Source organism: Bacteroides sp. PHL 2737, assembly GCF_004115325.2.
Lineage (GTDB): Bacteria > Bacteroidota > Bacteroidia > Bacteroidales > Bacteroidaceae > Bacteroides > Bacteroides hominis.
Map to the genome: position 1 here is coordinate 468,764 of NZ_CP040630.1, position 26,287 is coordinate 495,050.

Annotated in this window: 20 protein-coding genes and 1 pseudogene; 6 read left to right on the top strand and 15 right to left on the bottom strand. The window is 46.9% G+C overall.

Annotated elements, in window-relative coordinates; translation table 11 throughout:
- The first annotated feature begins 641 nt into the window (after window positions 1–641).
- Window positions 642–845 carry a helix-turn-helix domain-containing protein gene (locus DBK98_RS01970; RefSeq protein WP_032849094.1) on the top strand — a complete coding sequence of 68 codons (204 nt, stop codon included), beginning with the start codon at window positions 642–644 and terminating at the stop codon, window positions 843–845.
- A gap of 12 nt (window positions 846–857) precedes the next feature.
- Window positions 858–1,151 carry a helix-turn-helix domain-containing protein gene (locus tag DBK98_RS01975; RefSeq protein WP_004311261.1) on the top strand — a complete coding sequence of 98 codons (294 nt, stop codon included), beginning with the start codon at window positions 858–860 and terminating at the stop codon, window positions 1,149–1,151.
- A 64-nt stretch (window positions 1,152–1,215) separates the two neighbouring features.
- On the opposite strand, the gene DBK98_RS01980 is transcribed toward DBK98_RS01975, so the two are convergent.
- Both DBK98_RS01980 and DBK98_RS01985 read right to left on the bottom strand, forming a co-directional pair.
- Window positions 1,216–2,427: a site-specific integrase gene (locus DBK98_RS01980; protein ID WP_008768946.1), complete on the bottom strand. Its 1,212-nt coding sequence runs from the start codon at window positions 2,425–2,427 to the stop codon at window positions 1,216–1,218.
- A gap of 19 nt (window positions 2,428–2,446) precedes the next feature.
- Window positions 2,447–3,676, bottom strand: a complete 1,230-nt coding sequence (locus tag DBK98_RS01985; protein WP_004311259.1) for a site-specific integrase — start codon at window positions 3,674–3,676, stop codon at window positions 2,447–2,449.
- A 284-nt stretch (window positions 3,677–3,960) separates the two neighbouring features.
- Here DBK98_RS01985 and DBK98_RS23095 point away from each other — a divergent pair.
- The 4 genes and pseudogenes from DBK98_RS23095 to DBK98_RS02005 all read left to right on the top strand — a co-directional run.
- Window positions 3,961–4,161, top strand: a pseudogene (locus tag DBK98_RS23095) (integrase); the annotation flags it as partial.
- 439 nt (window positions 4,162–4,600) lie between these two features.
- Entirely contained in the window at window positions 4,601–7,081 is a 2,481-nt protein-coding gene (locus DBK98_RS01995) for a hypothetical protein (protein ID WP_032536188.1), read from the top strand.
- 23 nt (window positions 7,082–7,104) lie between these two features.
- Window positions 7,105–8,067 carry a BT1926 family outer membrane beta-barrel protein gene (locus DBK98_RS02000; RefSeq protein WP_005811308.1) on the top strand — a complete coding sequence of 321 codons (963 nt, stop codon included), beginning with the start codon at window positions 7,105–7,107 and terminating at the stop codon, window positions 8,065–8,067.
- Between the two features lie 92 nt (window positions 8,068–8,159).
- On the top strand, window positions 8,160–8,735 hold the full coding sequence (locus DBK98_RS02005; RefSeq protein ID WP_005822098.1) for a DUF4369 domain-containing protein: 576 nt from the start codon (window positions 8,160–8,162) through the stop codon (window positions 8,733–8,735).
- Between the two features lie 140 nt (window positions 8,736–8,875).
- Here the strand turns inward: DBK98_RS02005 and DBK98_RS02010 are convergent, their stop codons facing one another.
- The 13 genes from DBK98_RS02010 to DBK98_RS02070 form a co-directional block, all read right to left on the bottom strand.
- Window positions 8,876–10,363 carry an MBOAT family protein gene (locus DBK98_RS02010; RefSeq protein WP_005822100.1) on the bottom strand — a complete coding sequence of 496 codons (1,488 nt, stop codon included), beginning with the start codon at window positions 10,361–10,363 and terminating at the stop codon, window positions 8,876–8,878.
- Window positions 10,350–11,246, bottom strand: a complete 897-nt coding sequence (locus DBK98_RS02015; RefSeq protein ID WP_175414020.1) for an SGNH/GDSL hydrolase family protein — start codon at window positions 11,244–11,246, stop codon at window positions 10,350–10,352. The genes DBK98_RS02010 and DBK98_RS02015 overlap by 14 nt, the downstream gene beginning before the upstream one ends.
- Window positions 11,233–12,606, bottom strand: a complete 1,374-nt coding sequence (locus DBK98_RS02020) for an SGNH/GDSL hydrolase family protein (protein WP_022011078.1) — start codon at window positions 12,604–12,606, stop codon at window positions 11,233–11,235. The genes DBK98_RS02015 and DBK98_RS02020 overlap by 14 nt, the downstream gene beginning before the upstream one ends.
- Window positions 12,607–12,718: 112 nt before the next feature.
- Window positions 12,719–13,012: a PG0541 family transporter-associated protein gene (locus DBK98_RS02025; protein WP_005782259.1), complete on the bottom strand. Its 294-nt coding sequence runs from the start codon at window positions 13,010–13,012 to the stop codon at window positions 12,719–12,721.
- 18 nt (window positions 13,013–13,030) lie between these two features.
- On the bottom strand, window positions 13,031–16,189 hold the full coding sequence (locus tag DBK98_RS02030; RefSeq protein ID WP_032536187.1) for an efflux RND transporter permease subunit: 3,159 nt from the start codon (window positions 16,187–16,189) through the stop codon (window positions 13,031–13,033).
- 97 nt (window positions 16,190–16,286) lie between these two features.
- Window positions 16,287–17,303, bottom strand: coding sequence for an efflux RND transporter periplasmic adaptor subunit (locus tag DBK98_RS02035; protein WP_005811320.1), 1,017 nt, complete (start codon window positions 17,301–17,303; stop codon window positions 16,287–16,289).
- A gap of 28 nt (window positions 17,304–17,331) precedes the next feature.
- Window positions 17,332–18,684, bottom strand: coding sequence for a TolC family protein (locus tag DBK98_RS02040; protein WP_005811322.1), 1,353 nt, complete (start codon window positions 18,682–18,684; stop codon window positions 17,332–17,334).
- Between the two features lie 49 nt (window positions 18,685–18,733).
- Window positions 18,734–19,378, bottom strand: coding sequence for a TetR/AcrR family transcriptional regulator (locus DBK98_RS02045; protein WP_005782249.1), 645 nt, complete (start codon window positions 19,376–19,378; stop codon window positions 18,734–18,736).
- Window positions 19,379–19,770: 392 nt separating this feature from the next.
- A complete protein-coding gene (gene hutH / locus DBK98_RS02050; protein WP_032536186.1) occupies window positions 19,771–21,267 on the bottom strand; it encodes a histidine ammonia-lyase in 1,497 nt (498 codons plus the stop codon).
- Complete coding sequence (locus tag DBK98_RS02055) at window positions 21,264–21,893, bottom strand: cyclodeaminase/cyclohydrolase family protein (RefSeq protein ID WP_005782244.1); 630 nt, start codon at window positions 21,891–21,893, stop codon at window positions 21,264–21,266. The genes hutH and DBK98_RS02055 overlap by 4 nt, the downstream gene beginning before the upstream one ends.
- A 29-nt stretch (window positions 21,894–21,922) precedes the next feature.
- On the bottom strand, window positions 21,923–23,176 hold the full coding sequence (gene hutI, locus DBK98_RS02060; protein WP_032536185.1) for an imidazolonepropionase: 1,254 nt from the start codon (window positions 23,174–23,176) through the stop codon (window positions 21,923–21,925).
- A gap of 6 nt (window positions 23,177–23,182) precedes the next feature.
- Window positions 23,183–24,085: a glutamate formimidoyltransferase gene (gene ftcD / locus DBK98_RS02065; RefSeq protein WP_032536184.1), complete on the bottom strand. Its 903-nt coding sequence runs from the start codon at window positions 24,083–24,085 to the stop codon at window positions 23,183–23,185.
- Between the two features lie 137 nt (window positions 24,086–24,222).
- Window positions 24,223–26,205, bottom strand: a complete 1,983-nt coding sequence (locus DBK98_RS02070; RefSeq protein ID WP_032536183.1) for a urocanate hydratase — start codon at window positions 26,203–26,205, stop codon at window positions 24,223–24,225.
- Between the last annotated feature and the right edge of the window lie 82 nt (window positions 26,206–26,287).

The following is a 26,287-nucleotide window of genomic DNA, read 5'->3' on the forward strand; positions in this document are numbered from 1 at the left end:
ATAAAATACAAAGGTAGTCTAAAAACTTGATAATAAAGAATGAACGTATTGGTTTAACGAAAGTTTGTTCTACTGCCAGCCATTATCAACAAACAATAGCAGCAGTAGATTTGACATGATTCTACTTATTATATTGTAATAGCCAGCCAAAGTAATCTTTTCACATCCGGATCTATCACAGGTTGGATAAGTTGTTAACCTGAAGGTAACCGACCTGATGGTATAGGAACAGGAAGAAGTCTGTAATCATGGCATTTACCCGGATAGAGAAGCCACATTTTTTATTGCCGGACTTCCGGCATTGCCTCATCCATGTGTGAAAAGGAGTTTTTTCTTTCACCACAACGTTCCTTTCACATACCCAAAGGGGGTAGTGGATCCAGACCTGCTTCGGCTTTCTTTTTCCTTCCCATATGACAAAAACCGACTATCCATGACTATTCCTGCCAGTGTGCCGGTCGTGCTTGCCTCTCATGGTTTCTTCCCTTATATTCGCACTGATATTTAAACGAGTTGAAAATATGGAAATATGCTACATCGAGGCCGGTGTCCTTGAGAGGATGCTGGCGCGCGCCGAGAACCTGTCCGCACGTGTGGACAGATTGTATGAGAGAAACCGCTGTAAGGAACCCGGAGAGTGACTGGACGGCCAGGATGTCTGCCTGCGCCTTGACATCTCGCCGCGTACCCTGCAGACTCTCCGCGATACCGGACGGCTGGCGTTCACCCGCCTCCAGCGCAAGTTCTATTACAAGCCCGGGGATGTGGAGAAGTTGATGGTCTACGTCGGCATCAGACGCAAGGAGAAGGAGGTGAGAGAAAGAAGGAAGAACGGAAACCTTTAAAGAGCGGAAGAGATGGAAGGCATTATCGACAAGGAGAACGAACGTGTCCGCAGGTTCTTTGCCCTGCTGGACGACATGGAGAAAAAAGTGGAACGTCTTGCCCGTGACAACCGTCCTCCCTTCAACGGGGAACGGTTCCTGACCGACAGGGAGCTTTCCGGGATGTTGAAGATCAGCCGCAGGTGCCTGCAGGATTACAGGGACCAAGGACGGATTCCCTATATCCAGCTTGGCGGGAAGATCCTGTACAGGCAGTCGGACATCGAGAGGCTGCTGGAGGAGAACTATCACCCTGCATTGGTATAATATCGTATTTAAGTTTAAGGATTGTCGCCGGAATTGCATTTACGATTCCGGCGGCAGTTTTTATTTAGCCTGCGGCTTCCTTGCCGGCCGCGGGCTTTCTTCTTTCCATCAGCCGGTTCATGTCCGAGGATATCTTCCGGTCGGTGACCTGGGCGTAGACCTGCGTGCTGTCGATGTTCGTGTGGCCCATCATCCTGGCGATGCTCTCTATCGGAATACCTGCGGTCAGTGTCAGGGTCCCGAACGAATGCCGGGCCATGTGGTAGGACAGGTTCTCTTTCATGCCTAATGCCACGCCCATTCCATGTGCCTCATACCAGAGGACGTCGCGGACCGGCAGCGGGAATACCGGCCTGTCGTCATCCGTGGTGTTGTAAAGCTCCAGTATCTGTCCGGCTATGGGATGCAGCGGGATGAACGCCTCCACGTCCGTTTTGGCGCGGCGGATGCGGATATACCTTCTTCCTTCCGAAGTCGTTCCGATGTGACGGGGATGGAGAGCCCTCGTATCCGCGTAGGCCAGACCGGTCAGCGAGGAGAAGATGAACGTCCTGCGTGCCAGCTCCATCATCGGGTCGGGCAGCGGGGTTTCCATCATCCGCTTCAGTTCACTGCGGCTGATATGCCTTAGTTTAGGTGTTTCTTTCCTCTCGTATGCCACGTCCTCTATCGGATTGCCTCTTAGTATTTCCCGGTCCACGGCGATGTAGATGAGCCGGTTGAGCCAGCACAGGCAGTGGTTCACGTGTCCGTTCCTGTGTCCCAGCTCCTTCTTGAGAAAGACCTTGAACGATTCGGCGAACTCCTCGGTGATGTCCGAAAAGGCGATGTCCTTCATCCCGCGGGATTCGATGAACTGCCTGAGGTTGAGCTGGGTGGTCTTCGACTGGCGGTAGGTGGAAGTGGAGTTGATCTCCTTGGAGCGGACCCTGAGCCGTTCGCGTTCCACCTCTCCGGCCTGCAGGAGGTATTCCGGTACGGAATTGGCGCCTGACACGGTGGTCTTGAGCAGTTCGGCCGTGACCACTCCCTGGTTCCTCAGCAGGTTCCCGTACGCCTCTTCCAACCGGCTGCGGAAGGCGGCAAGGCGGTTGTTCTCCCTGGCTGTTTTGATTTCACACTTCTTGCTGTCCCAGTCCCCGGGTTTGCAATAGACGCCTGTCGTGACTGCCGATTTCTTTCCGTCGATGCTGATCCGGCAGAGGACGGCGGTCGTGCCGTCCGATTTCACCTTGTTACGGTTGATGTAGAATAAGAGCTTGAATGTACTGCGCATGATAATGATTGTTTAGGGATTAAAGGATAAGTTTCAAATCGCGGGTTGCCTCGACGAACCTGTCCATGTCCTCGAACAGCTTCTTCGGGGTTACGCGCGCGTATATCTGGGTGGTCTTTATGTTGGAGTGTCCCAGCATTTTGCAGATGGTCTCTATCGGCACTCCCTCCTCGAGCGTGACCAGCGAGGCGAAAGAATGCCGTCCCATGTGGTAGACAAGGTCCTGGCTCAGCCCTGCCATCAGGCGCAGGGATTTCATATTGGCCCTGAGCGTGTGGTAGTCCTGCGGCGGGAAAAGAGTCTCGCGGGTATCGTCCCGGTATTTCTCAATCAACGCGACGGCTTCCGGAAGCAGCTTGACACGTCCGAGGTAGTCGGTTTTCTTTCGCTGGTATTTCAGCCAGAGGCTGCCCTCGTCATCCCGGAAGAGGTTCTTCCGGGTGATGCTTACCGCATCGGCATAGGCGGTGCCGGTGTAACAGGCGAAGAGGAAGAGGTCCCGGGTGATGACATGTGACCTGCGTTTTTCCGGTATCTCCAGATCACGCAGCTTCTCGAAATTCTCACGGCTGAGTGCTTTCGGTGTTGTCTCCTTCTGCTTGGGCAGCTTGAAGTGGCAGAAATGGTATTTCTCCGAGTGGCCCTCCTTGTAGGCGATGCGGCAGATCTTTTTCAAGATGGCCAGGTAGCCGCGAAGCGTGTCCACGGCATATCCCTTTTCCAGAAGGATGAAATCCTGATAGTCGCGGATGAACTGCTCGTTGAGCTGCCCGAAGACAAGGTCCGGAACCTTGAATTTCGCCTTGATGAATTCGGAAAGCGTGCGGTAGGTGAAGAGGTAGGTCGAGAGTGTGGTGGGCGCACGGTCCACACCGACACGGGCCTTCATTTCCCCGTTATGCCGGTCGAGAAGTTTGAGCAGGGTCATCTGCATGCCCGCATTGCCCTGGAACATGTCCCTGACCGCGGCGGCATCGAAATCCCTTTTTCTTTCCATGAGGGAATTGAAGGCCGAGTGTACGGCAAGCAGCAGTCTTTCTATTTTTTCATTGGTCTCCACCGCTTCCCGGCTCTTGCCGTTCAGCCGGCTCTCACGCGCGTTCCACAGCCCGGGGGTGCAGGAGAGCTTGCAGCTGAACTGCGCCATCGTGCGGTTGAGGGTGATCCGTCCCATGATCGGGGCTTTGCCGGTCTTGTCCGGCTCGCTCTTTTTCAGGTAGAGCAGCACCTTGAATTTTTCCACTTTCATAACGCTCTTTTTTAGGTTGTAAAAATACTCCTTTGAAAAGCGTCCTTTGGCATGCAAAACATTGAGAAACAGTGAATACAAATCCGCTTTGTTCTTATCGGTAAAAATTCGGTTACCTGCCGTCGTTTCCGAAACAGGCGGCTAACAGTCTGGTAACTGAAACGTCGCAATATTTTGTTTTCTTTTGCAGGTCTGTCTGTTCTGCAATTCTCGCAAAATGCTTAATTATAAACGTTTTACGTTTAATTATCGTCATTCTGTTTTTTATTGCATTTCTAAATATTACTTACACCGCACGCCATACATGGGCAACACTTGCCTACTATCTGGAAGTGCATCCGGGGATTATCAGTGAAGCAATGGGACACTCCTCCATTAAAGTGACGGAGACTTATTTGAAGCCTTTCAATATTAAGAAATTAGATGAAACAAATAAGAGCATAATTAAATATGCGAGAGAGGCATATACCAAATTAAATTACTGATTAACAGCTCTGTTACTTTATAGGTAACTCTTTTGTAAGTGTTTGGCAAACATATACCTTTTTTCACAAAAAAGCAAATTAAGAAACATTTTTTTTCAAGACAAAGAGAAAATAATTCCTTCATAGATAGAAAATGATTCCCACAGGCTCCGGTTTGTTGTGAAGTTGTCTCAAAGAATTGCATGCTTCTTCCCCTCTTTGCTTATTGTGGAAGCAAAGAGTCACTCTTTTATTATACCTTATTACATATAAGATTCACTTTCCAACTCCTGGATTCCCCTACAAGACGCTTCTTACGTCCCAAACGATTCATTTACTGTTACCTATAAAGTAACGGTAGATAGAGGTATTATACAGATAGAGGCAAAGCCGGAATTGGCAAGAGAAAAACATTGATTTACTTACATAACATTTTTTATTAACACTTAAAAACAGAGGTATGAGAAAATGGACTTATCTCGTAGCTGCGCTCTTAGTGGGAGGGGCAACTACAACATTCACCGGATGTATCGATAATGATGAACCGGCAGGAATCGAACAACTTCGCGGAGCGAAAGCGGAATTCATTAAGGCAAAAGCCGCCTATGAAAGTGCATTGACCGAAATCCAACTGGTCAAGGTAGAACGGGAAAAAGTTAAGCTTGAGAAAGATCAAGTTGACTTGGAACTGAAAAAATGCAGTTTAGAAGTAGAACAAGCTAAAACAGCAGAACAAAAAGCTTATTGGGAAGCTGAAGCTCAAAAGAGAACTGAAGAGTTCAAAGCAAAGATGTTCAATCTACAGACACTTACTGCACAAGCTGAGTATAACAACAAAAAAGCCTTGATGGATATCGAAGTGGCTTTGCTGACAATGAAGGATGATGTGTATACCAAAGAAATCCGGAAGTATCGGAACTTATTAGTTGGATTTACATATAAATCCGAGTCTACCACCAATGGAGAAACAACTACTACAACAAATTCCAGCTATGGTGCATTAGCTGATTTAGCGAATGCAAAATCAGAGTTGATGAAAGCAGAAGTTGCCGAGATTAACTACTTATCTCAAAACAAATATTATCTGGAAGAATTGCAATTGGATAAAACACACGCCACTAAAACACTGGAAATCCAGCAAAATTTATTGGAAGAATACAAAGCGCTGGACGCAACAGGTACAGACAGCAAAGCTCTCGCAGAAAAGCTGAAAGGGTATAAAGAAGACCTGCAGGCTCTTGACGCTAAAGAAGATGAAGCCTATACCAAAATCGAAGAAATGAGAAAACCGATCTTCCCTATTAATCAACAAATTATTGAAGAAAAGATAAAGCTGGACGCCCAATCCTCTGCTTATACTTTGGCTAAGGCAGATGTAGATCCTGCTTTGGTGAGCGGATTATACAGCGCATTGTCAAGCGAAGAGGGTGAAAACGCACTCGTTGAAGATCTTGATAAAATCTTTGTTGAGGATGCTTGGGATGCAGAACTGCTGAAATACCAATACACCATGAAGAAAGATGTAGTAGTTAAAGATCTTAGCCTCAATGAAAAAGCAACTAAAATAGGAGCCATCGCCAATGCTATAAAGGCATATTATCAAGGAGAGAATAGCGAAGCATTCGATGCCAGCGGAAAATTACTGGATGCATACAAAGCTAAATTTGAGAATGAACTTAAGCGTTTAGAAATTGATAAGAAACCGGCTTACGCCCAGTTCAAAGCTGATTCTATCACATGGATCGACGCATACGTTGCTTATGTAGGAGCACTGAAGGCTTATAATAACTATAAAGGAGCCAACACTTATCAAGCGATTAAGAAAGAGATCACAACTTATAACAGCTTAAAAGCTGAAGACAAGAAGTTGGAAACAGCCAACACACTGCGTACCTCCATATTGGGATACCTTGGAAAGAGAAAAGCGGTAGACGGTTTTAACGTAGAATTCGCTACTACTTATAAAGACGCTTTAACGGACGCTAATCTGGCTACTTTCAATGAAGCAATTGCAACTGCAGTAAGTGACGATATAAGTTCATTAATCGGCAATGAAATTCTTGCAACATCATTCAATGCTAAAGCTGAAGGTAGCACACTCTCTGCCTTCTTGGAGGCTAATCAAGCACTGTTCGGTGGTTCAACGCTTAATCTTGAAAAAAGCATCGAACCTAAAGAAGTATCAGCAAATAAATATGATATGCCCAAAAATGTTTCTCAGTTGATTGAAGATCCCGACGAAAATTCAGGTTCATTCATTAAATACTCCAATTTAGCCCAGGAATCTAACTATCTGACTAACCTCGACAAATGGCAGGCTTTGTATGCCAAGATCAAGGCAGAAGCAGATCCTGTACTTGCGGAAGTGGAAGCTATCAACGAAAACATAGAAAAACTGGAAGCACAGGTCAAAGATGAAAACGCCGCATTGTGGCAGGCAGAATTGGCTTGCTACCTGATTAAAGGCAATAAGTCGGAACGTCAAAACAATATTTTCTCTGAAGGTAACCCTTACAAAGACTACTATACTTCTAACGAACAAAAACCACTTTTGGGTAATGTCGTAACTGAGTATTCCAAGATTAAAGCTGAAATCGCCCTTGTTGAAAGAGCTATGGAAGATGGATACTTCTACTATACGTATTATGATGCCGACAGCCACACCTATAAGGTAAGCGAAGAGGCTAAGACTTTGGCAGCTTTACTTGAATATCAAGAAGGAATTATTACCAAAGCCAAGAACGCTGTAGAAGCTATTGACAACAAAATTGCTTTGTTTGAGAAATTCGGATATACCAGTAACGAAGGCAATGAACAGTATCTTGACCTGCTTAAACAAGATATCGAAAAGGCTCAAAGAACAGTAGACGAAAAGCAAGCAGCAGTTGACGGCTTGAACGCAACCCTGAAGAAACTCTTGGACGCTTACGCAGCTGAATAATAAAAAATTAAAGAAGAATATATATGATAAAGAAACTATGCATAATCCTTCTGTCTGTATGTACTGTTGCGCCTGTGATGGCGCAGCAATACAGCAGCAGCGATGATGCGTCGTTTGCTCCTAAAAAAGGCCAGTGGCAAGTATCCATGATACTGGGTAGTTCGCAGATGTTCAACAACAATACGGAGAACTATCTGTTGCCTACCTACTGGAACGGACAAAACTATAGCTTTCCGAATGTAGGATTAGGCAATACATCCGGACACCAGTCATCCGATCCGGCTACTTACCTTCAACTGGGAGATTTGAATTCTAATAATTTGGTCAATATCATCGGTATACAGGGAAAATACTTCCTGACAGACCGTTGGGATGTCAACCTGATGTTCAGCATGAACATCGGTGTAACCCCCAAAAAGGATTATATCGAGGGAGACAAGACGGTTACCGATATGCAGATTCCGGCTCTTCAATATATGGAAGGCAGAATCAAAAACAACTGGTCGGTTAATATTGGCTCAAACTATTACTTCAACACAAAAAACGAACGCATCAATCTGTATGTAGGTGGCCTGCTGGGCTGGCAAATGGGAAGAATAGAAACCACACTTCCGTATACCGGAGTCATGGTAAATGATAAAGATATGGACACAGATGGAGATGATACCAATTTACAACCGAGTCAAGATCCGAGCGGACAGGACAATAGTCCGGTCGTAGACGATGGAGACGTCACAGGTACTCCCCTGGAGGTTTATATCCCCAACAGCAAAGCCGGACAGATATTCGGTTTACGCGCAGCAGCCGTTGCGGGTATCGAATACAGCCTCAGCAAAGGACTGATCCTGGGATTTGAAGTTCAACCGGTAGCTTATCGCTACGACATGATTCAGATTATCCCGAAAGGAACACCCGTCTATAAGGTAGGACATCACAACATCAACTTGTTTGCTCTGCCCAACCTGAAAATAGGATTTAGATTTTAAATAAGTCCAGAATACTACGAAAGATCACCCCGTTCTACCTTCGGGTATGTATGGGGTGATTTTTTCTAAACCATAGGATAGATAAGAAGAAGATGAAAAGAGAACTCACAGGAATTTTGTTGATAGTCCTCATAATGGGAGCCTGCAACCATGCACCCCAAGAAGGGACTTACCACCTCAGAGGAATAGTGACCAACGAGAAACTGGAAGGCAGAACCATCTATCTGCAAGATGCTGTCAAAGGCACAGTGAGATATGACAGCGCTACGGTCAGTGAAGGACGCTTTGTGTTCAGTGGAAAAATAAATGCTCCTGAAGTGAGGGAACTCTTTATTCAGGAAACTGACAGCGACCGGTTCCCCATCACTCTACCCATAGTTCTGGAACCGGGAGAGATCAACACAAAAGTAGGAGACATCGTACTGGTGGAAGGCACCGGACTGAACGAGGAGATGATGCAGACCTTGGTAGCCATCGACCGGTTCAAAGACCGGGATTTCACCGGGAAAGAGATAAAAGAAATTAAAGAAGCTTTTGCGGGATTTGTGTTGGAACAGATTGTGAAACACGCCAGCAGCCCTGTAGGAAAGTATTTATATAAAGCCTATCAAAACAAACTAAACGAAAAGCAACAGGCCGAAGTACGAAAAACACTCGGCATCGGTTAGGGAAAACATACCGGAACACACAGGCAGGAGTTTTACCTAGTTCTCTGCCTGTCCGGTACTTTTAGTGTTGCACCGGAAAGCTCCGTGAGGAGGTTTCCGGTTTCTTTTTCTCTCCCTTGCCCCAACCGGTACAGAATGTATCAGAACTGGAAGTAGATGAACGGCTGAATTTCACTACTCTTCATTTGGATAACCAGATAGATCATAGCCACCATCACAAGGGCCTTGCCAAGGAAAGGGAGTTTGATAACTCCACGACAAACAGCATTTTCCCAACTATCCGGAGCAAAATGAAGCAGAAACCCGACTACCATCAGTGCAAATACCCGCCAATATCCCTCAATCAGTTGCGGAAAAAGCTGGGGACGAAAAGCCGTAAAAATCTGGTTCAACATATCCATTGAATTATGAAAATCGGCGTTACGGAAGAAAATCCAGCAGAAACAAACAAAGTGGAAGGTAATAATGACACCCAATACCCGCCGAATGCCGTGACTGGTCTCCCCTTTCTTTCTTCCGGCAATAGACATCCACGCTTTGTGCAGAGCAAGTGCCACACCATGAAAAGTGCCCCACAATACAAAATTCCAGGAAGCCCCGTGCCACAATCCACCGAGAAACATGGTAATAATCAGATTGAGATACTGACGGAACTTTCCATGTCGGTTACCCCCCAAGGAGATATAAAGATAATCGCGCAACCAACTCGACAACGAAATGTGCCAACGCCTCCAGAACTCGGTGATCGAGGCTGACTTATACGGAGAATTAAAATTCAGATTGAAATGAAAACCAAGCAAAAGGGCGATACCGATTGCCATATCACTGTATCCTGAAAAATCACAATAAATCTGCAAGGCATAGCCATAAAGTCCCATCAGATTCTCAACTCCCGAATAAAGCGTAGGATTGTCAAAAATGCGCTCCACAAAGTTGACACTGATATAATCGGAAATAACCGCTTTTTTGAACAATCCGGCGACAATCAGGAAAATGCCTCTACCGAACATCTCTTGTGACACATACAGCGGTTTACGAATTTGCGGAATAAAATCGCGTGCCCGCACGATAGGGCCTGCCACCAACTGAGGAAAGAAAGAAACATAAAAGGCATAGTCCAGTAAACTGGTAAGGGGCTTGATCTCTCTCCGGTAAACATCGATAGTATAACTTAACGACTGGAAGGTGAAGAAAGAGATGCCGACAGGCAAAAAGATATCGAGTGCGGTGAACTCTCCCCCCATCAGCGAAGCAATGACACCACCAAGAAAATTAGTGTATTTGAAGTAGCAGAGCAATCCTAAATTGACCGATACACTAAGTATTACCCATAGTTTACGCTTCCAGCGGACATCGGTCCGATCCATCAGCCAAGCTATCACAAAATCGGTAACGGTGACAATGGCGAGCAGGAAGAAATAAGTACCACTACTCTTATAATAAAAATAATAAGAGAAAAGAGCGACAAATAAAATACGCGCTGTGTTGCGGTGCTGCAACAGTGTATAGATTACCATGAACGCAGCGAAGAGCCAGAGGAAAATTCCACTGCTGAATATCATCGGAGCATCCGGATTGTATTTAAAGGCCTCCAACAGGCGGCTAAAATCGATATCAATGGGAAACATACTCATTATAGGCTTTAATAATGGCTTCATATAATAATTCTCCCTGAAGTGTATAACCTTCGGGAAGATAGTGCACATGATCCGGACGCATCAGTCCCGCATCCATCCAGTTTTTGCAGGCACGCAGGCTTCCGCCTACGATATTGTACATATCCCACACCACCAACTTATGGCGGCGGGCAAAATCATGGATTGTATTCACTGCTGTTACCGTACGGGGATTGACAGCATAAGTACGACGCCGGCGACGTTGACGGAAACTCTCGTACGATCCCGGAGGAGTAGTCAGCAAGATAGGTACATTTGGCAAACTGTCGCGCAACAATCCGAGCAGTTCCTCCATCTGCCGGTAATGCACATTCGAATTGTACTTCCGGTTATGACTTTCATTCGTTCCAAACGAAAGAACCAACAGCTCGGGTTTCAAGGCTGCAATAGCCGCAATACGGTCAGGATGAGTAAACGTCAGGCAAGTAGCTCCATTGACTCCCATATCCGTATAGGACACCGCTCCAAATGTTTCTGTCAGCCGGGCACCGGTAGTACGGGGAAAGATGTGTCCGCGTATGTGGCTGTCACCGATATGAACAATACGTACGGTATCCTCCGAACTTCCGTTTTGCACCAGCCGTAAACGCTCAAGTATGGGAGTCAGCACTCCCAGGCTGTCTATGATTTCATTTCTCCCCACTCCTCTGAAGACTACGGGAAAAGTAACTTTCACAGAAACAGTATCTCCCAGCGACCCCGGTTCACGCATCGGCTTGCAGGCTTTCGTACCCTTGTCCATCCGCGGGCAGGCAGGCAAAAGATCTTGTGCCTGAACCGAAAAAATTCCGGAAAACAAAAGGAGTACCCCCCCCAACCGTTTATTCAGCCTCATAGGCCTTTCTCCTTTCATACTGTTCTTTTCCATAAATCAATGTTTCGTATAGTAGTCCTGCCAGGTGACGTCCACCCCGGAAGTTGATGTGTGTATAATCATAATTAGCCAAAGAAGGCTTGGCATGTACCAACCCTGCCATACTTCCGTCACCTCCCATAGCCTCAAACATGTTCCAGAAAGCAATTCCGCTTTCCGCTGCTATGCTTTGCTGATAGCGAATCAGGTTTTTCACACCGGGCATCGTGCGTAATTCGCCGGTATCGGTCTTATAATCGCGGTCACCCACACTCAGCAACAAAAAACCGGATTGTGGAAAACACTCTTTCAAGTGGTTTATGGCCGTAAGAAGGCCTTTCTTATAAGGATCGTAGTTCCGTCCCCGCTCGGTCGCAACATTCAGACCATATTCCAAAATAATCAAGTCGTAGGGACGCTGGGCATTAAACTCTTGCAGCATCTTTGACGGAATGCTGCGAAGCGAGAGTCCCGAACTGCCGCGCAAGGAGAAATTGTCGACAATAATCCCTTGCGTACCATCCATTGCCAATCCATAAAATAAAGTAGAATCTGCCTGATTGATATCCCAGCGCACCGAGCCGATGCGACCGTTTACCTTCATCTGCTGCAAACTGCCGGTAGAAGGGAATTCCCGTGTATCAATCTCACCACGGTTGACACGAACGGAAAGGCTGACTTCACCTTTGTTATAGAAAAAGATGGAAGCTGTCTGGCAAGTATCGAGCAGGGAAGCATATTTATTCTGTCCCCGGAGTTCGACATAGGCCCCTTCACGAGGAACGAAGTAGTGTCCGGAAACTCCTTGCTTCTTTTTGTCGAAATAAACGCTATCGGTCACCGCATGACTGGACCATCCGCCAAAAGAATGACGTACTGTCGGACGGTATCCACTGGTCATCGAAGTAATGGTAACAAAACCGACACCACACCCACCGAAACGTTTCTGCAACATCTCACGAAGATCGGCAGTGAAAATATCTGCCTCAATAAAAGAATCGCCAAATACCGCTATCCGCACCAACCGGCCTTTCGATTGAATCTCGTCCAAGGCACGATAAAAAGGAGTCATTCCCCGCATCGTAGAGTCACTATAATCTTCGATACAGGTCATCCCACTGCGACACGTATCTACAAATGCAGGTTTCACTACCGGGACCGGAGGCAGGCTGTCTGCTTCCGCTTCATCTTTATCAGGTTCAGGCATACGGACATCACTCAGCAAATCTACCCGTCTCATTGTATGTCCGTCGATCGTTATAGCCGGCAGCCAGTGCATTCCGATCAATGCAAACAAGACAATCAATGTCAGCCACAACGAATATTTCAAATAATTTTTCATGCACGCTCTTAATTTAATAAGAAGTTGCAAAGATAGATAAAACCCATAAAAAGAGAGGAGAATCTACATTAAATTAATGAGATTCTCCTCTGATGTTATCTGTCGGCAGGCGTTAAATGCTCCGCTCCACGTTGGTGACAAAAGCTCTCAGGCCAAGCTGCTCTGTCTGCATGTCCATCTTATGCAATGCATCCAGCAACGGGTCAACCTTCTTGTCGTCCACCACCGTGATGATGGCCGAACACATACTGGGCCAGGCATGACTGCCGAAGTGGGGATCGCCTGTCTTCGAGCCACGTCCCTGTACCCGTTCCAAATAGGTGAAACCACGGCAACTCAAACGGTCCAGCAAAGCAATGATACGTTCGAAATAAGCCTGATCGAATGTGATTAATACTGATTTCATATCTTGATTTCTTCTTTATTATTTCTTAATCATTTCATCTTTATGCTCTTCAAAGTAAGCTTCCAGCTCACGTTTGCGTCTCAACACTTTACGCTGATGCTTGATACCTGTACCGGCAAACACACAGTATAAAGTAGGGATGAGAATCAAGGTCAGAATGGTAGAAACCGTCAAACCGCCAATTACGGCAATCGCCATCGGACTCCACATCTCCGAACCCTGTCCACCACCGATTGCCATCGGAATCATACCGAGGACAGTAGTAGCAGTGGTCATCAATACCGGGCGAAGACGGCTCTTGCCGGCTGTTACAACGGAGTTAAGCACTGCCAATCCACGCTCACGGCAAAGGGTGATGTAGTCGATAAGCACAATACCATTCTTTACAACGATACCGATCAACATGATGGCCCCCAACAAACTCATCACACTCAGTGTGCTCTTTGTGAAGAAAAGGGCCATCAATACCCCACTGAAAGCAAATGGCAATGAGAACATAATGATAAACGGATAAGTCAATGATTCGAACTGCGCTGCCATTACAATAAATACCAGTACGACAATAAGGATAGCAAGTGTACCCAAGTCGCGGAACGAATCTTGCTGGTCTTCGTATGAACCGGCTACCTGAATTGTTACATCCGACGGAATATCCATCTTATCGATAATGGCGTTACCCGCATTCACCACGTTACCCAATGCTTCGCCGGAGATAACCGCCGATACGGTCACAATACGTTCACGGTCTTTACGCTCGATGGTAGGTGGCGCAAAACGTTCGACAACCTTTCCAAGCTCTTTTACGCGTACGGCTTCTCCACGACTGTTATAAATAAGGATATTCTCGATGCTTTCAATACTTGTACGGTGTTCCGGCGCATAACGCACTTTAATGTCATATTCGTCTCCATCCTCACGGTATTTAGAGGCAATGGCACCATTAATACGGTTACGCAGATAATTACCGGCGGTTGCCAGATTCAATCCGTGCAAAGCCAGTTTCTCACGATCGAAGTCTACCTGATACTCGGGCTGATAGTCACTACGGCTGATGTTGACTTCCGACACACCTTTCACATTGAGCAACTCACGTTTCAGACGTGCAGCTACGCTATCGGTTTCCTCCATACTATAACCATATACCTCAAAATCGGCACTTGCCTGAGCAGACATACCTGTGTTACTACCACCCAGGATGACCTGCGCTTTGCTGAACTCCGGATATTTCTTCAGATCTTCACGCATTTCGTCACAGACTTGTTCAAGGCTGATATCACGATCACCCGGATCGACCAGACTGATGTTGAACGATATAATGTGCGAACCGTTATCCTGCATAGAGGCCCAGGTATTGTCTGAGTCGGCCTGTCCTACCGTATAGTTACATACAGTCATTACACCTTTATATTTGTTCAGCCATTGGTTAGTCAGTTTCTCCGAAATCTCTTGTGCCAGCTCTTTGCGTGTTCCGATAGGTAACTCCAGCTGAACTGCGATACGGGCATTATCCTGCGCCGGGAAGAATTCAGTACCGATGCTCTTGGCACAGAACAGGCTGACGACAAAGAACACGATACAACCGAAGATAACAATCGGACGATGCCGAACTGCCCAGTTCAACATATGGGCATAACCTGTATCCAAAGCATCCAGTCCTTTCTCAATAGGGCCGAAAAGAAGCTTGAAGGTCTTCGATTGCTTCTTCTGTAAACGCAACAACTGCGAACAGAGCATCGGGGTCAATGACAAAGCAGCCACAGTAGAGATAAACATGATGGCACACATCATCCATCCCAACTGCTTAAACATCACTCCGGACATACCACTTACCATCGTCAACGGGAAGAACACCGCAATCATGGTCAGTGTGGAAGCAATAACGGAGATAGCCACCTCATTGGTTCCGTACACCGCAGCCTGTTTCGGATCGGAACCACGTTCGATGTGGGTCGTCACATTTTCAAGTACCACAATCGCATCGTCCACCACCATACCGATGGCAATAGAAAGGGACGAAAGTGAGATGATGTTAATCGTATTTCCGGTGACGGCCAGGTAAATAAACGAGGCAATCAGCGAAAGCGGAATAGTGATACATATAATCAATGTCGCACGCCAACGTCCCAGGAAAAGGAACACTACGATGACAACGAATAAAAGGGCATACAATACGGTCTCGGCCAAACTGTCGATGGTGTTGAGGATGTTGTCCGATGTATCGACAATCACTCCCAGCTTCACATCACTCGGCAAATTCTTCTGCAACTTAGGCAGGGCCTCGGCCACTTTCTTGGAGATATCTACGGAATTGGCTCCCGATTGCTTCTGTACGACAATCATGGCACCTTTCACTCCATTATTATATGTTTCCTGAGCGCGCTCTTCTACCGTATCGACTACCCGGGCCACATCACGCAAATAAATATTTGCCCCATTGTAACTACCTACTACAACATCTTCCAGTTGGCGCGAATCGTCAAACTCTCCTTCAACACGCAGCGAATAAGTCTCGTTACCGATATCGAAGTTACCACCGGGGATATTTTTGTTCTCGGCACCAATAATCGAACTGATTGTTTCAATGGTCAGGTTATAGGCTTCCAGTTTGTTAGGGTCACAATAGACCTGAATCTCACGTTGGGGCGCACCACTGATGGATACCGTACCCACACCGGGGATACGTGCCAACGGGTTAACAACACGGTCGTCCAGAATCTTATATAATGCCGACTGGCTTTCATTAGCCTGTACCGACAGCAGCACAATCGGAATCATGTCGGTACTGAACTTGAAGATGATGGGGTTCTCCACATCATCCGGCAGCTGAGAGCTGACCATATCCAGTTTGTCGCGTACATCATTTGTCAGTACATCGATATCGTTACCATATTCAAATTCTAATGTAATCAGAGACATATTTTCGGACGAACGGGAAGTGATATGCTTCAGGTTGCTGACAGCATTCAGCGTATTCTCCAACGGACGAGTCACGTTGTTTTCTATATCCGAAGCACTTGCTCCGGGATAGGCGGTCATTACCATGATCGTATTCGTATCGATATCCGGATACAAGTCGATAGGCAATTTGGACAAAGAGAAGAGACCAAAAATCACCACTGCAAGAAAGCAGAGGGAGGTCATAATCGGTTTTTTTACCGCTCCTTCGTATAAACTCATTTTTCCTAATTATTAAAAGTGGATAATGTACCGGTATGCCGTAAATGGTGCCCCATACGTTATAAGGAAACACACGGCATACGGTTACATTGATTCATTATTTTTCTACTTCTACCTCAGTGCCGTTGATCAATCGGGTTTGACCGGCAATGACTACCTGAGAATTGTTGGGTACACCGGACTTCAACTCATACTCAGCACCCATGCGGCGTCCCAGTTCGACCTTATTGTATGTCACCTTTCCATCTTTGTATACATACACATAGCGGTCACCGGCACCTGCCTGTTTCACAATCGCCAGATCGGGAACAACCACATTCTCTTCCGTACCGAAGTTCAGACTGGCACGGGCAAACATTCCCGGACGTACTTTCTGATTCTGATTAGGCAACTGAATCTCTACCTGGAATGTACGGGTAGTCGGATCGATTGTCGGATAAATCAGGCTGATTTTGCCTTCGAAAGCCTCATCGCCATAAACATCCAGTTTCACATCGACAGGAGCACCTTTTTTCACTTTGGTAAAGTAAACCTCGGATACGTTGATCAGCAGCTTAACCGGAGTGATCTTCTCGACGGTCAGCACCGGATTGCCTCCGCTGTACATATCACCGCTATCATAATTGCGGGCAGTCACCACACCGCTGATAGGACTCAGCAAAGAAGTATTCTCCAGCAAATTCTGGTAAGCCGTTTTCTTTACGTCATAGGCCATCTTCGCAGCATCCCATTCCGATTTGGAAGCACCACCCACTTTATAAAGTTCGTCAATACGCTTGAACTCCACTTCCTGGTTGTCCAGTTGCAGTTTAGTCTGTTTCAGGTTGGCAGCATCCATCTGTACCAGTCTCTGTCCTTTGGATACATGATCGCCTACCTCTACAAAGATTTTATCAATACGCACCGGTGATGAAGGCGCAATGTTATTCTTCACTTCAGCTTCTACAGTTGCCGTGTATTCCTGTATCTGTTCTACCGGGCGCGCTGTTACATCAGCCAATTTTACTTTTGGCTTTTCTTCTGTTTTTTCAGCGGCACCTTTGTCTTTTCCTCCAGTGCACGAGCCCAATAGCACAACGGCGAGCAGGGCTACTAATTGGAAACATCTTTTCATATTCAAATTTTAATTGTTGTGTGTTTAGTTACTCTGTTACCTCTTCTCTTCCCAATACCTGATCAAGATCAGCCTTTGCAACCAGATAGTCGTAAATAGACTGATTGTAGGTCAACTGGGCCTGTGTGAGCGCCACTTCCGAATCGTTCAGTTCAAGGATAGTCCCTTTTCCCACTTCATAACGTTTCTGGGCAATGAGACGTCCCTTTTCTGCTTGTACGATTCCTTCTTTATTGCTGACCACCTGTTCAGTGCTTGCGGCCATATTGTCCAGATAGCTGGTGGCCTGCATAGTCAACTGACGCTGTACGTTGGTACGGTTCTCGGCCAATTGCTGCATCTGAATCTTGGTCTGCTTCACCTTCGTAAAGTTACTTGCCTTAAATAAAGGAATACTCAGACTCAAACCGACAGTAGAATATGGAAACCACTTATAGTGTGACATCTTAAAGTCATTATTCAGTGATGTATACGAATAGTTGAAAGATGCAGCCAGCGTCGGCATAAAGTTAGTCCGCTGAACAGCCAGCGTCTTCTTCAACAAATCGGCATTTAAATCCAATTGCTTCAAATCGCTGTTATTATTCAGGTTCAGCTGGTTGCTTTCCATCTGGCGACGGAACATCACCATTTCATAATCCTTCAGGTTACCGTCAGCGGCAATAGCTACATCGGTATCCATCCCCATCAGCACCTGCAACTGCAAACGGGCAAGATTCACCCCGTTACGGGCGGAAACAACCGAGGGTTTCAGGCTGCGCACCTGTACATCGGCGCGAATCTTATCGTACTCGCTAACCGTACCTTGCTCGTATTTGGCTTTCACCACTTCATAGTTAGCCTCTGCCTGTGCATAGCTCTGCAGAAGCACCTCGTAGCTGTCCTGTGCCAATAGCAGTTGATAATACGCCTTGGTCACTTGATTCACCAGATCGAGTTTTGACGAGCGTGCCTTCTCAACAGCCAGTTCTACATCCGATTTAGTCAGATTAATACTCTTGTAAAGTGCCGGAGCAAAAACGGGCAGACTCACATTCAGTCCTCCGTTATACGAGTTGTCCGAACCTACCTGGATGGTCTGCGATTCTCCGCCAAAGTCCATCACCATTGTCTGTTTTTTCAGTGTCCGCGAATAAGAACCTGTCAACGAAATCTCCGGAAATAATCCTCCGTATGCCTCCTTCTTAGCCTCTTTTTTCAGCTGAATCTCTTGGCCGGCCACTTTCATTGTGGGGTTTTCACTCAACGCAATTTCCAGTGCTTTGTCAAGCGTCAGTTGCAAGGTGTCTTTAACCTCCTGTGCCTGTACATAACCCACCGAGAGCAGTACAGCCACCGCTAAAAGCATCTTTTTGCTTAAGAAACATTTCATTTTGTTCATACAATAATTTTAGTTGTTTATCCTGGGAACTTCTTTGTGCTTCCCTATCTTAGTGTATTCTTTGTTTTCTATATTCCGTTATGAAATCTTCCAATACCCGTGCTCCTTTCTCTGTGGAAATGCCACGGATATAGGTAAACATAATCGCCTCGTAAACCTCGAGGAAAGAATATTTATTGCAAATATCCGTATTCATCAACAGGTCGAGCTGCTCGTGAACCAACAGGTTGACAATGGCAAAGTTTACATCATCTCTGAATATCCCCTGTTTAATGCCCATCTTGAAAAACTCGATCGTACTGTCCGAGTCCCTTTCCCGGTAATTCTTCAGCAAGCTGTGAACTTTCGGATATTTCTTTATGTCCTCAAAAAAACGTTTGTTCGTTCGATGGAATGTCTCAATGCTCCGCTGATAGCATACAAGTATAACTTCAAGAACATTTTTTGAGTTAGCCAAAGTTTCCGCCAAGAAGGTATTCATCTCCTCCTGACGCTTTAAAATACACTCGGTCAGCAAGCTCTCTTTATCTTGAAAGACCTCATAAAGTGTACGTTTCGATATACTTAAGGACGCAGCAATGTCGTCCATCGTAATACTTTTGATACCATGTGCAGTAAAAGCTTCCGAAGCTGTCTCAATAATTCTGTCTCTTAGTTCCCCTCTTTGTGAGTTCTCTTTCACATTCTCAATCATTAACCCGTTCTTTTGTTGTTAGACTATCGATTATCAGCGTTTTCGCCTAATAGAAACGAAAAACTGAACAAAGATAAGCAGAAAACTCGACGGGATAAATCAGTTTCCTAATTATGCATACATATTTGATAAATATTATAACTTTCCAAACGAAAATCGAAACAAGTGTTAACAGAAAACAATGATGCAAAGATAAGGCTAAGAGATACTTTCAGAAAGGTATTCCCGCCCACCGAAAGAGAAAAATCGATAAACGACGGATATATTCCGATGAATAGGGAAGAAGAAAACCCCTCTCCCGCCCCTCTTCCATGGAGGGAGAAGGGCAGACATTCAGAGGGGTGCTCTATCTATATCGCCTGCGGAATATAGACAGCTTGTAGAAAACGGACTTAATACTCAGACCTTGTCCGGTTGAGGAAAGCGACCGTTTTATGAATTTCTTTGTACATCACGATATCGTCTTTCACAAACGGGACTTCTTTACGATATGCAGCCAGATATCGCTCAAGTATAGGTGAGGTTTTTGCCGGACGTCGAAACTCTATTCCTTGTGCGGCATTCATCAACTCGATGGCGAGAATGTGTTCCAGATTATCCATCACCCGAAAAAGTTTAGTGGCGGCATTGGCTCCCATACTGACATGATCTTCCTGACCGTTGGAAGAAACGATAGAATCGCTCGAAGCCGCATAGCAGTACATCTTGTTCTGGCTGACCATGGATGCGGCGGCATATTGGGGAATCATAAAGCCGGAATTAAGTCCGGGATTGGCAACCAAAAATTCCGGCAGCCCACGCAGCCCCATGATTAATTGTGCCACACGCCGCTCAGAGATATTGCCCAATTCGGCCATCGCAATGGCAAGGAAATCGAAAGAGATGGCCAATGGCTGTCCGTGGAAATTTCCACCGGATATAATCTGATCTTCGTCCGGAAAAATAGTGGGGTTGTCCGTCACCGAATTAATTTCGGTCAGCAACACAGAGGAGACATACCGGATGGCATCTTTCGTTGCCCCGTGTACCTGGGGGATACAACGAAAAGAGTACGGATCCTGCACATGCTTTTTGGGACGGGCTATCAACTCGCTTCCCTGCAACAAACGGCGGAATATTTTTCCTGTCTCAATCTGTCCCGGATGGGGCCGGATCTGCTGAATACATTCCATAAAGGGATCAATACGCCCATCGAAAGCTTCAAGCGAAAGGGCGGCAATCATATCTGCTTTCTTTGAAAGCCGCTGTGCTTTGAGCAAGGCAAAAACTCCGTTGGCACTCATAAACTGAGTACCATTCAGCAAGGCAAGCCCCTCTTTGCTCATCAGCCTTACAGGCTCCCAGCCAAACTCGTCGAGCACACTGATGGCTTCACGCTTCTTACCTTTATAATATACATCGCCCACCCCGATCAAAGGCAAGAAAAGATTGGCCAGCGGTGCCAAATCGCCCGAAGCCCCTAAGGAGCCACGGTCATAGACAATGGGCATCACGTCATTATTGAAGAAATCGAGAATGCGCTGCACAGTGATGACTTGCACTCCGCTATGCCCCAAAGACAGGGCATGTGCCTTGAGCAACAGCATCAACTTGACTATAACCGGACGAATCTCCTCGCCTACACTGCAAGCATGGCTTTTCACAAGGTTCTCCTGCAAGGTGCTGAGTTCATCGGGTGATATGCTTTTACTGCACAACGAACCGAATCCGGTAGTGATACCATACAACGGTTCAGTGGAAGCAGCTATTTTCCGGTCGAGATAGTCACGGCATTTCCGAATGCGCTTTTGGGCTTCCGGAGCCAGTTCCAGTTTCAGATTTTCGTTAATAATGCGTTCGATGATTCCGAAAGTCAGTTCACCGGAGCCTACGTAATAGACATTATTCATTGATTCAGTTCTTGGTTGACAACTTCAAGTAATTCTTTCTCCCGCGTACAGGCCAATTGCTCCAGACGACAGGCTTCCCGCTTCAATTCGTCGACAAAGGCTGTGTCTTTGAGCGAAGCCAGATTGATGCGGACATTCAGCAAAGCCCCCAGTACCGCCGAACGGGCAGCCATCATGGCTACGCAGGCATCGGTAATGGCATTCCGGTTACCCAGACGGGCTACATCGGCTATAATCTCCATCAACTCGCAGGCATTGCGTGCCACCTGCATCGGGATGAGTGCCGCAAAACGTGTGGCTTCCTGAATAGCAGCGCTCCGGGCAGCTTTCTCTTCATCCGTGGTCTTAGGCAATTTAAAACAACCGAAAACACGATCATACGCCTCGGAATCACGATCGATGTATTCGACAAAAAGCTCCTGCTGTCCAATGCTCAGGCGGGATATATGCTTCATCAGCTCCTCATGTTCCTCATACCCTTTCTTTCCAACGGTCAGTCCGGCTACCATAGCAGTCAGCGCCGAAGCCACAGCACCATTGAGAGCCGCTATACTACCACCTCCGGGTACAGGATCGCTACCGGCTACTTTATCTAAAAACTCTTTTACGGTTAATTCTGCTAACATAGTTCTTCTGATATTATCGGGTTTATATTTCAGACAGACGGATAAAGCACTCCGCTTTTGATAGTCGTATTTACGCAATTCATCCCTACATAATAAGGTAGAATATTATAATCGTCGGAATCGAGCACTACGAAATCGCCCTTTTTACCCACTTCGATGCTGCCAATGGAATCGGCACGGTTAAGGGCAGCCGCACCATTCAGAGTAAGAGCCGTAATGGCCTCTTCTACAGTGAACCGCATATGGATGCAAGCCAAGGCAAACGTCAGAGGTATGGAGCCGGAGAAACAACTTCCCGGATTCAGATCTGTAGCCAATGCCACGGCACATCCGGCATCGATCATATCCCGTCCGCGGGCATAGGGTTCCTTCAATGCGAAGGCAGTGAGCGGAAGGAGCGTGGCAACCACTCCCTTACGGGCCATAGCTTCGATACCTGCATCGGAAGCATGCAACAGATGGTCGGCAGAGACGGCACCTAACTCAGCAGCCAGTTCGGCCCCTCCCAAAGAAACGATCTCGTCGGCATGAAGTTTCGGTAAAAGCCCGTAATCTCTGGCGGCTGTCAGCAAACGACGTGACTGTTCAACGGAAAAGACACCCTCTTCACAAAACACATCGCAAAACTCGGCCAATGAATCCCGCTGAATGACGGGAAGCAGTTCACGGATCAGGAAGTCGATATAGTCATCGGGACGATCTTTGTATTCGGAAGGCAGCGCATGTGCTCCCAGGAAGGTAGGCACAATATCCACGCGCGTACATTCATCATTATTCAGGCTACGCATCACTTTGAGTTGCAGCAATTCCGTTTCACGGTTCAGTCCGTACCCGCTTTTACCTTCAACGGTGGTGATCCCCATGGAGGTCATCTTCCTCAAAAGTCCCTCTGCCCTGGAACGCAGGTAGATGAAAGAGAGTTTCCGGGTAGCTTCCACTGTACTGGCAATGCCACCGCCCCGCTGCATGATAGACATATAGCTCTCTCCTTTAAGACGCCAAGAAAACTCTTCGGCACGCTCACCCCCAAAGACAAAATGGGTATGTGAATCGACAAAACCGGGCAGCAGACATTTTCCGCGGGCATTGTAGTGCCAGAAGTGATGATAATACCCGTCACGTATTTCTCCCCGGTTGGGACCGACGTAAGTGATGGTGCCATCCACAACTTCGACTGTCGCATTCTCCAAGATTTGGAGTTCCGCCATCTCCTTTCCTTTCCGGGCTGAAAAGCCGAGAGGAGTTACTACTTTGGCATTAAATATGATTAAGTTTTCGCTCATGGTCCTTTATTCCATTATACGTGATTCGAGCACCTGCTGCATAGAAAAATTCTCCAAACCGAGATAATAAGAGGCGGTATCGATCAGTGCTTCCATCGGGACAAGCCCCACAATCTCGCTTCCAATAATAGTCACCCCATAACGGCGAGCCTCGATACGCACCAGCTCAAAGGCACGATAGAGGGCCGTACGGGTGTAATCGGTCATATTGATGGACACTTGGGTAATGTTCCGCTCTTTCAGTTCCACTCCCATCGCCTTGACATAACGCAGACCACCGTTGATGTGACGGATGTTCCTGGCAATCTTGGTCGCTATCCCAAGATTATCGGTACTTAGGTTGATATTATAGGCTACCAGAGGCATACGGGCACCAATAGCAACTGTACCGGCCGTAGGATGCCGGTCTGCCGGACCAAAATCCGGCTGCCACTCGGGAAGTTTGATTTTCTCGGCCATTCCTTCGAACTCACCTTTACGCACGGCAGCGAGATTTTCACGATGGGGAGCGGTCGCCGACTTTTCATATAGAAAAACGGGAAGATGATAGAGTCCGGCTACTTTCTCCCCCACCTCGCGGGAAAGAGAGACGGCTTCATCCATCGTCACGTTTTTAATAGGGATGAAAGGCACTACATCGACTGCTCCCATACGGGGGTGCTGTCCCTGGTGATGATTGAGATCTATCAGTTCCACCGCAACACCGATAGCTTCGATAACGGCATCCCGCAAGGCTTCCGGTTCACCGACAAGAGTCACCACCAGCCGGTTATGATCTTCATCATTGCTATAGTCGAGCAACTTTACTCCTGCACGGGCACGAAACGGAGCAACAATACGATCTATTTTTTTAAGATCACGCCCTTCACTGAAGTTGGGAACGCATTCCACGATTTTATTCCAATTCATAATTGTAATGGTTTTGAGTATTATTCACCACAGAAGACACAGAGGGCACAGAGTTTTAATCCCTTGTTTATATGGATGTTTAAGAGAAAGATATTCTCTGCGTCCACTGTGTCCTCTGTGGTGAACCTGATTCGTTTCTATTCCAGTATTCTCTTTATCAGCTCTTCATCCACCAGATAGGGCATCGTAATGTGATAAGTATCTCCATGCGACAGGTTGAAGGCCTCACTGGTTTCCATCGCATGTTCATTGCGTGCCCACGAACGGCGGGCTACTCCTCCCATCACATCCCAAAGCATAGAAGAACGGAGAATCTCGTCTACCCTCGAACTTCCGTCACATACCATGCCGAAACCACCGTTGACAGCTTTGCCGATACCCACACCTCCACCATTATGCAGTGCCACCAGACTCATGCCCCGGGCACAATTTCCGGCAAAGCATTGCACAGCCATATCGGCCATCACGTTGCTGCCGTCTTTTATATTGGAAGTTTCACGGAAGGGTGAATCTGTCCCGCTCACGTCATGATGGTCGCGTCCCAGCATGATGGGACCGACTTCACCGTTACGCACCATTTCGTTAAACCGGAGGGCGATCTTTAAACGTCCGGCAGCATCCTGATACAGAATACGGGCTTGTGTGCCCACCACCAGTTGATTCTTACCGGCATCCTTTATCCAGTTATAATTATCGAGATCTTGTCCGCGGCGCTTCACATCAATGCACTCCATTGCAGCACGGTCAGTCTTGGCAAGATCTTCGGGCTTACCACTCAGGCATACCCAACGAAACGGACCATATCCATAGTCAAAAAGTTCCGGCCCCATAATGTCTTCCACATAACTCGGCCAGATGAAGCCGTCTTTTTCATCCACTCCATTCCGTGAAATCTCTTTGACCCCGGCATCATAGATGGCTTTCATAAAAGAGTTACCGTAATCGAAAAAGTAAGTACCACGGGAAACAAGTTTCTTTATCACCGCAAAATGACGGTGCAGGGATTCGTTGACCAATCGGCGGAACGTTTCAGGAGATTCGTGCAACAACCGGGTACGATCTTCAAATGTGACTCCGGCGGGGCAATACCCTCCTTCGTAGACGGCATGACAAGAAGTCTGATCGGACAAAAGATCGATCGGAATATCTTCCTGGGCGGCATATTCAAGCAGGTCAACTACATTACCATGATAGGCCACAGAACAAGGTTCGTGCCGTTCGGCAGCACTCAATGCCATCCGGAAAGCTGCATGAAGATCAGTAGTGAAATGCCCCACCCATCCTTGATTGTAGCGGGTCTCGATGCGGGAACGATCCACTTCGGCTATAATTGAAACAGCACCGGCTATTTCGGCTGCCTTGGGTTGTGCACCGCTCATACCTCCCAAACCGGAAGAGACAAACAAATGTCCGCTCAGATCCTTATCTTGAGGAATACCCAACTTGAGCCGACCGGCATTCAGCAATGTATTGAATGTACCATGCACGATGCCCTGCGGACCGATATACATCCATCCACCGGCCGTCATCTGCCCATAATTGGCAACTCCCATCTGGGCTGCTTCGTGCCAATCATGCTGATTGTCGAACATGCCTACCATCATCGAGTTGGTAATGATAACGCGGGGTGCATCCGGACGGGAATGGAAAAGCCCTAACGGATGTCCGGACTCAATGACAAGGGTCTGTTCACGGGTCATCACTTCAAGGTATTGCTTTATCAACCGATATTGCATCCAGTTCTGACACACCTGCCCGGTCTCACCATAAGTAACAAGTTCGTAGGGATAAAGAGCAATATCAAAACAGAGATTATTGTCAATCATCACCTGAAAAGCTTTGCCCTCAATACAGTTCCCCCGGTATTCGTCAATGGGTTTAGCCTTGAGATCACCGGCCGGACGAAAACGGTATCCATAAATACGTCCGCGTGTTCGTAACTCCTCCAGAAACTCAGGAGCCAGTTTTTCGTGCAAGTCTACAGGGATATAACGTAATGCATTCTTCAAGGCCGTAGCGGTCTGCGCCGGAGAAAGGGTATATCCACGGTCGGGTGCCCGGCGAATACCTTCTACGAATGCCGGATATTCGGGCAACTGATTGCTGAGAGTCATTTTCATAATAAATGGAATTAAGGATTGCAAACTGTCAGCGTTACAATTTGATAACTCTTCGCAATATAGAAAAAAGGAAAGAATCTAC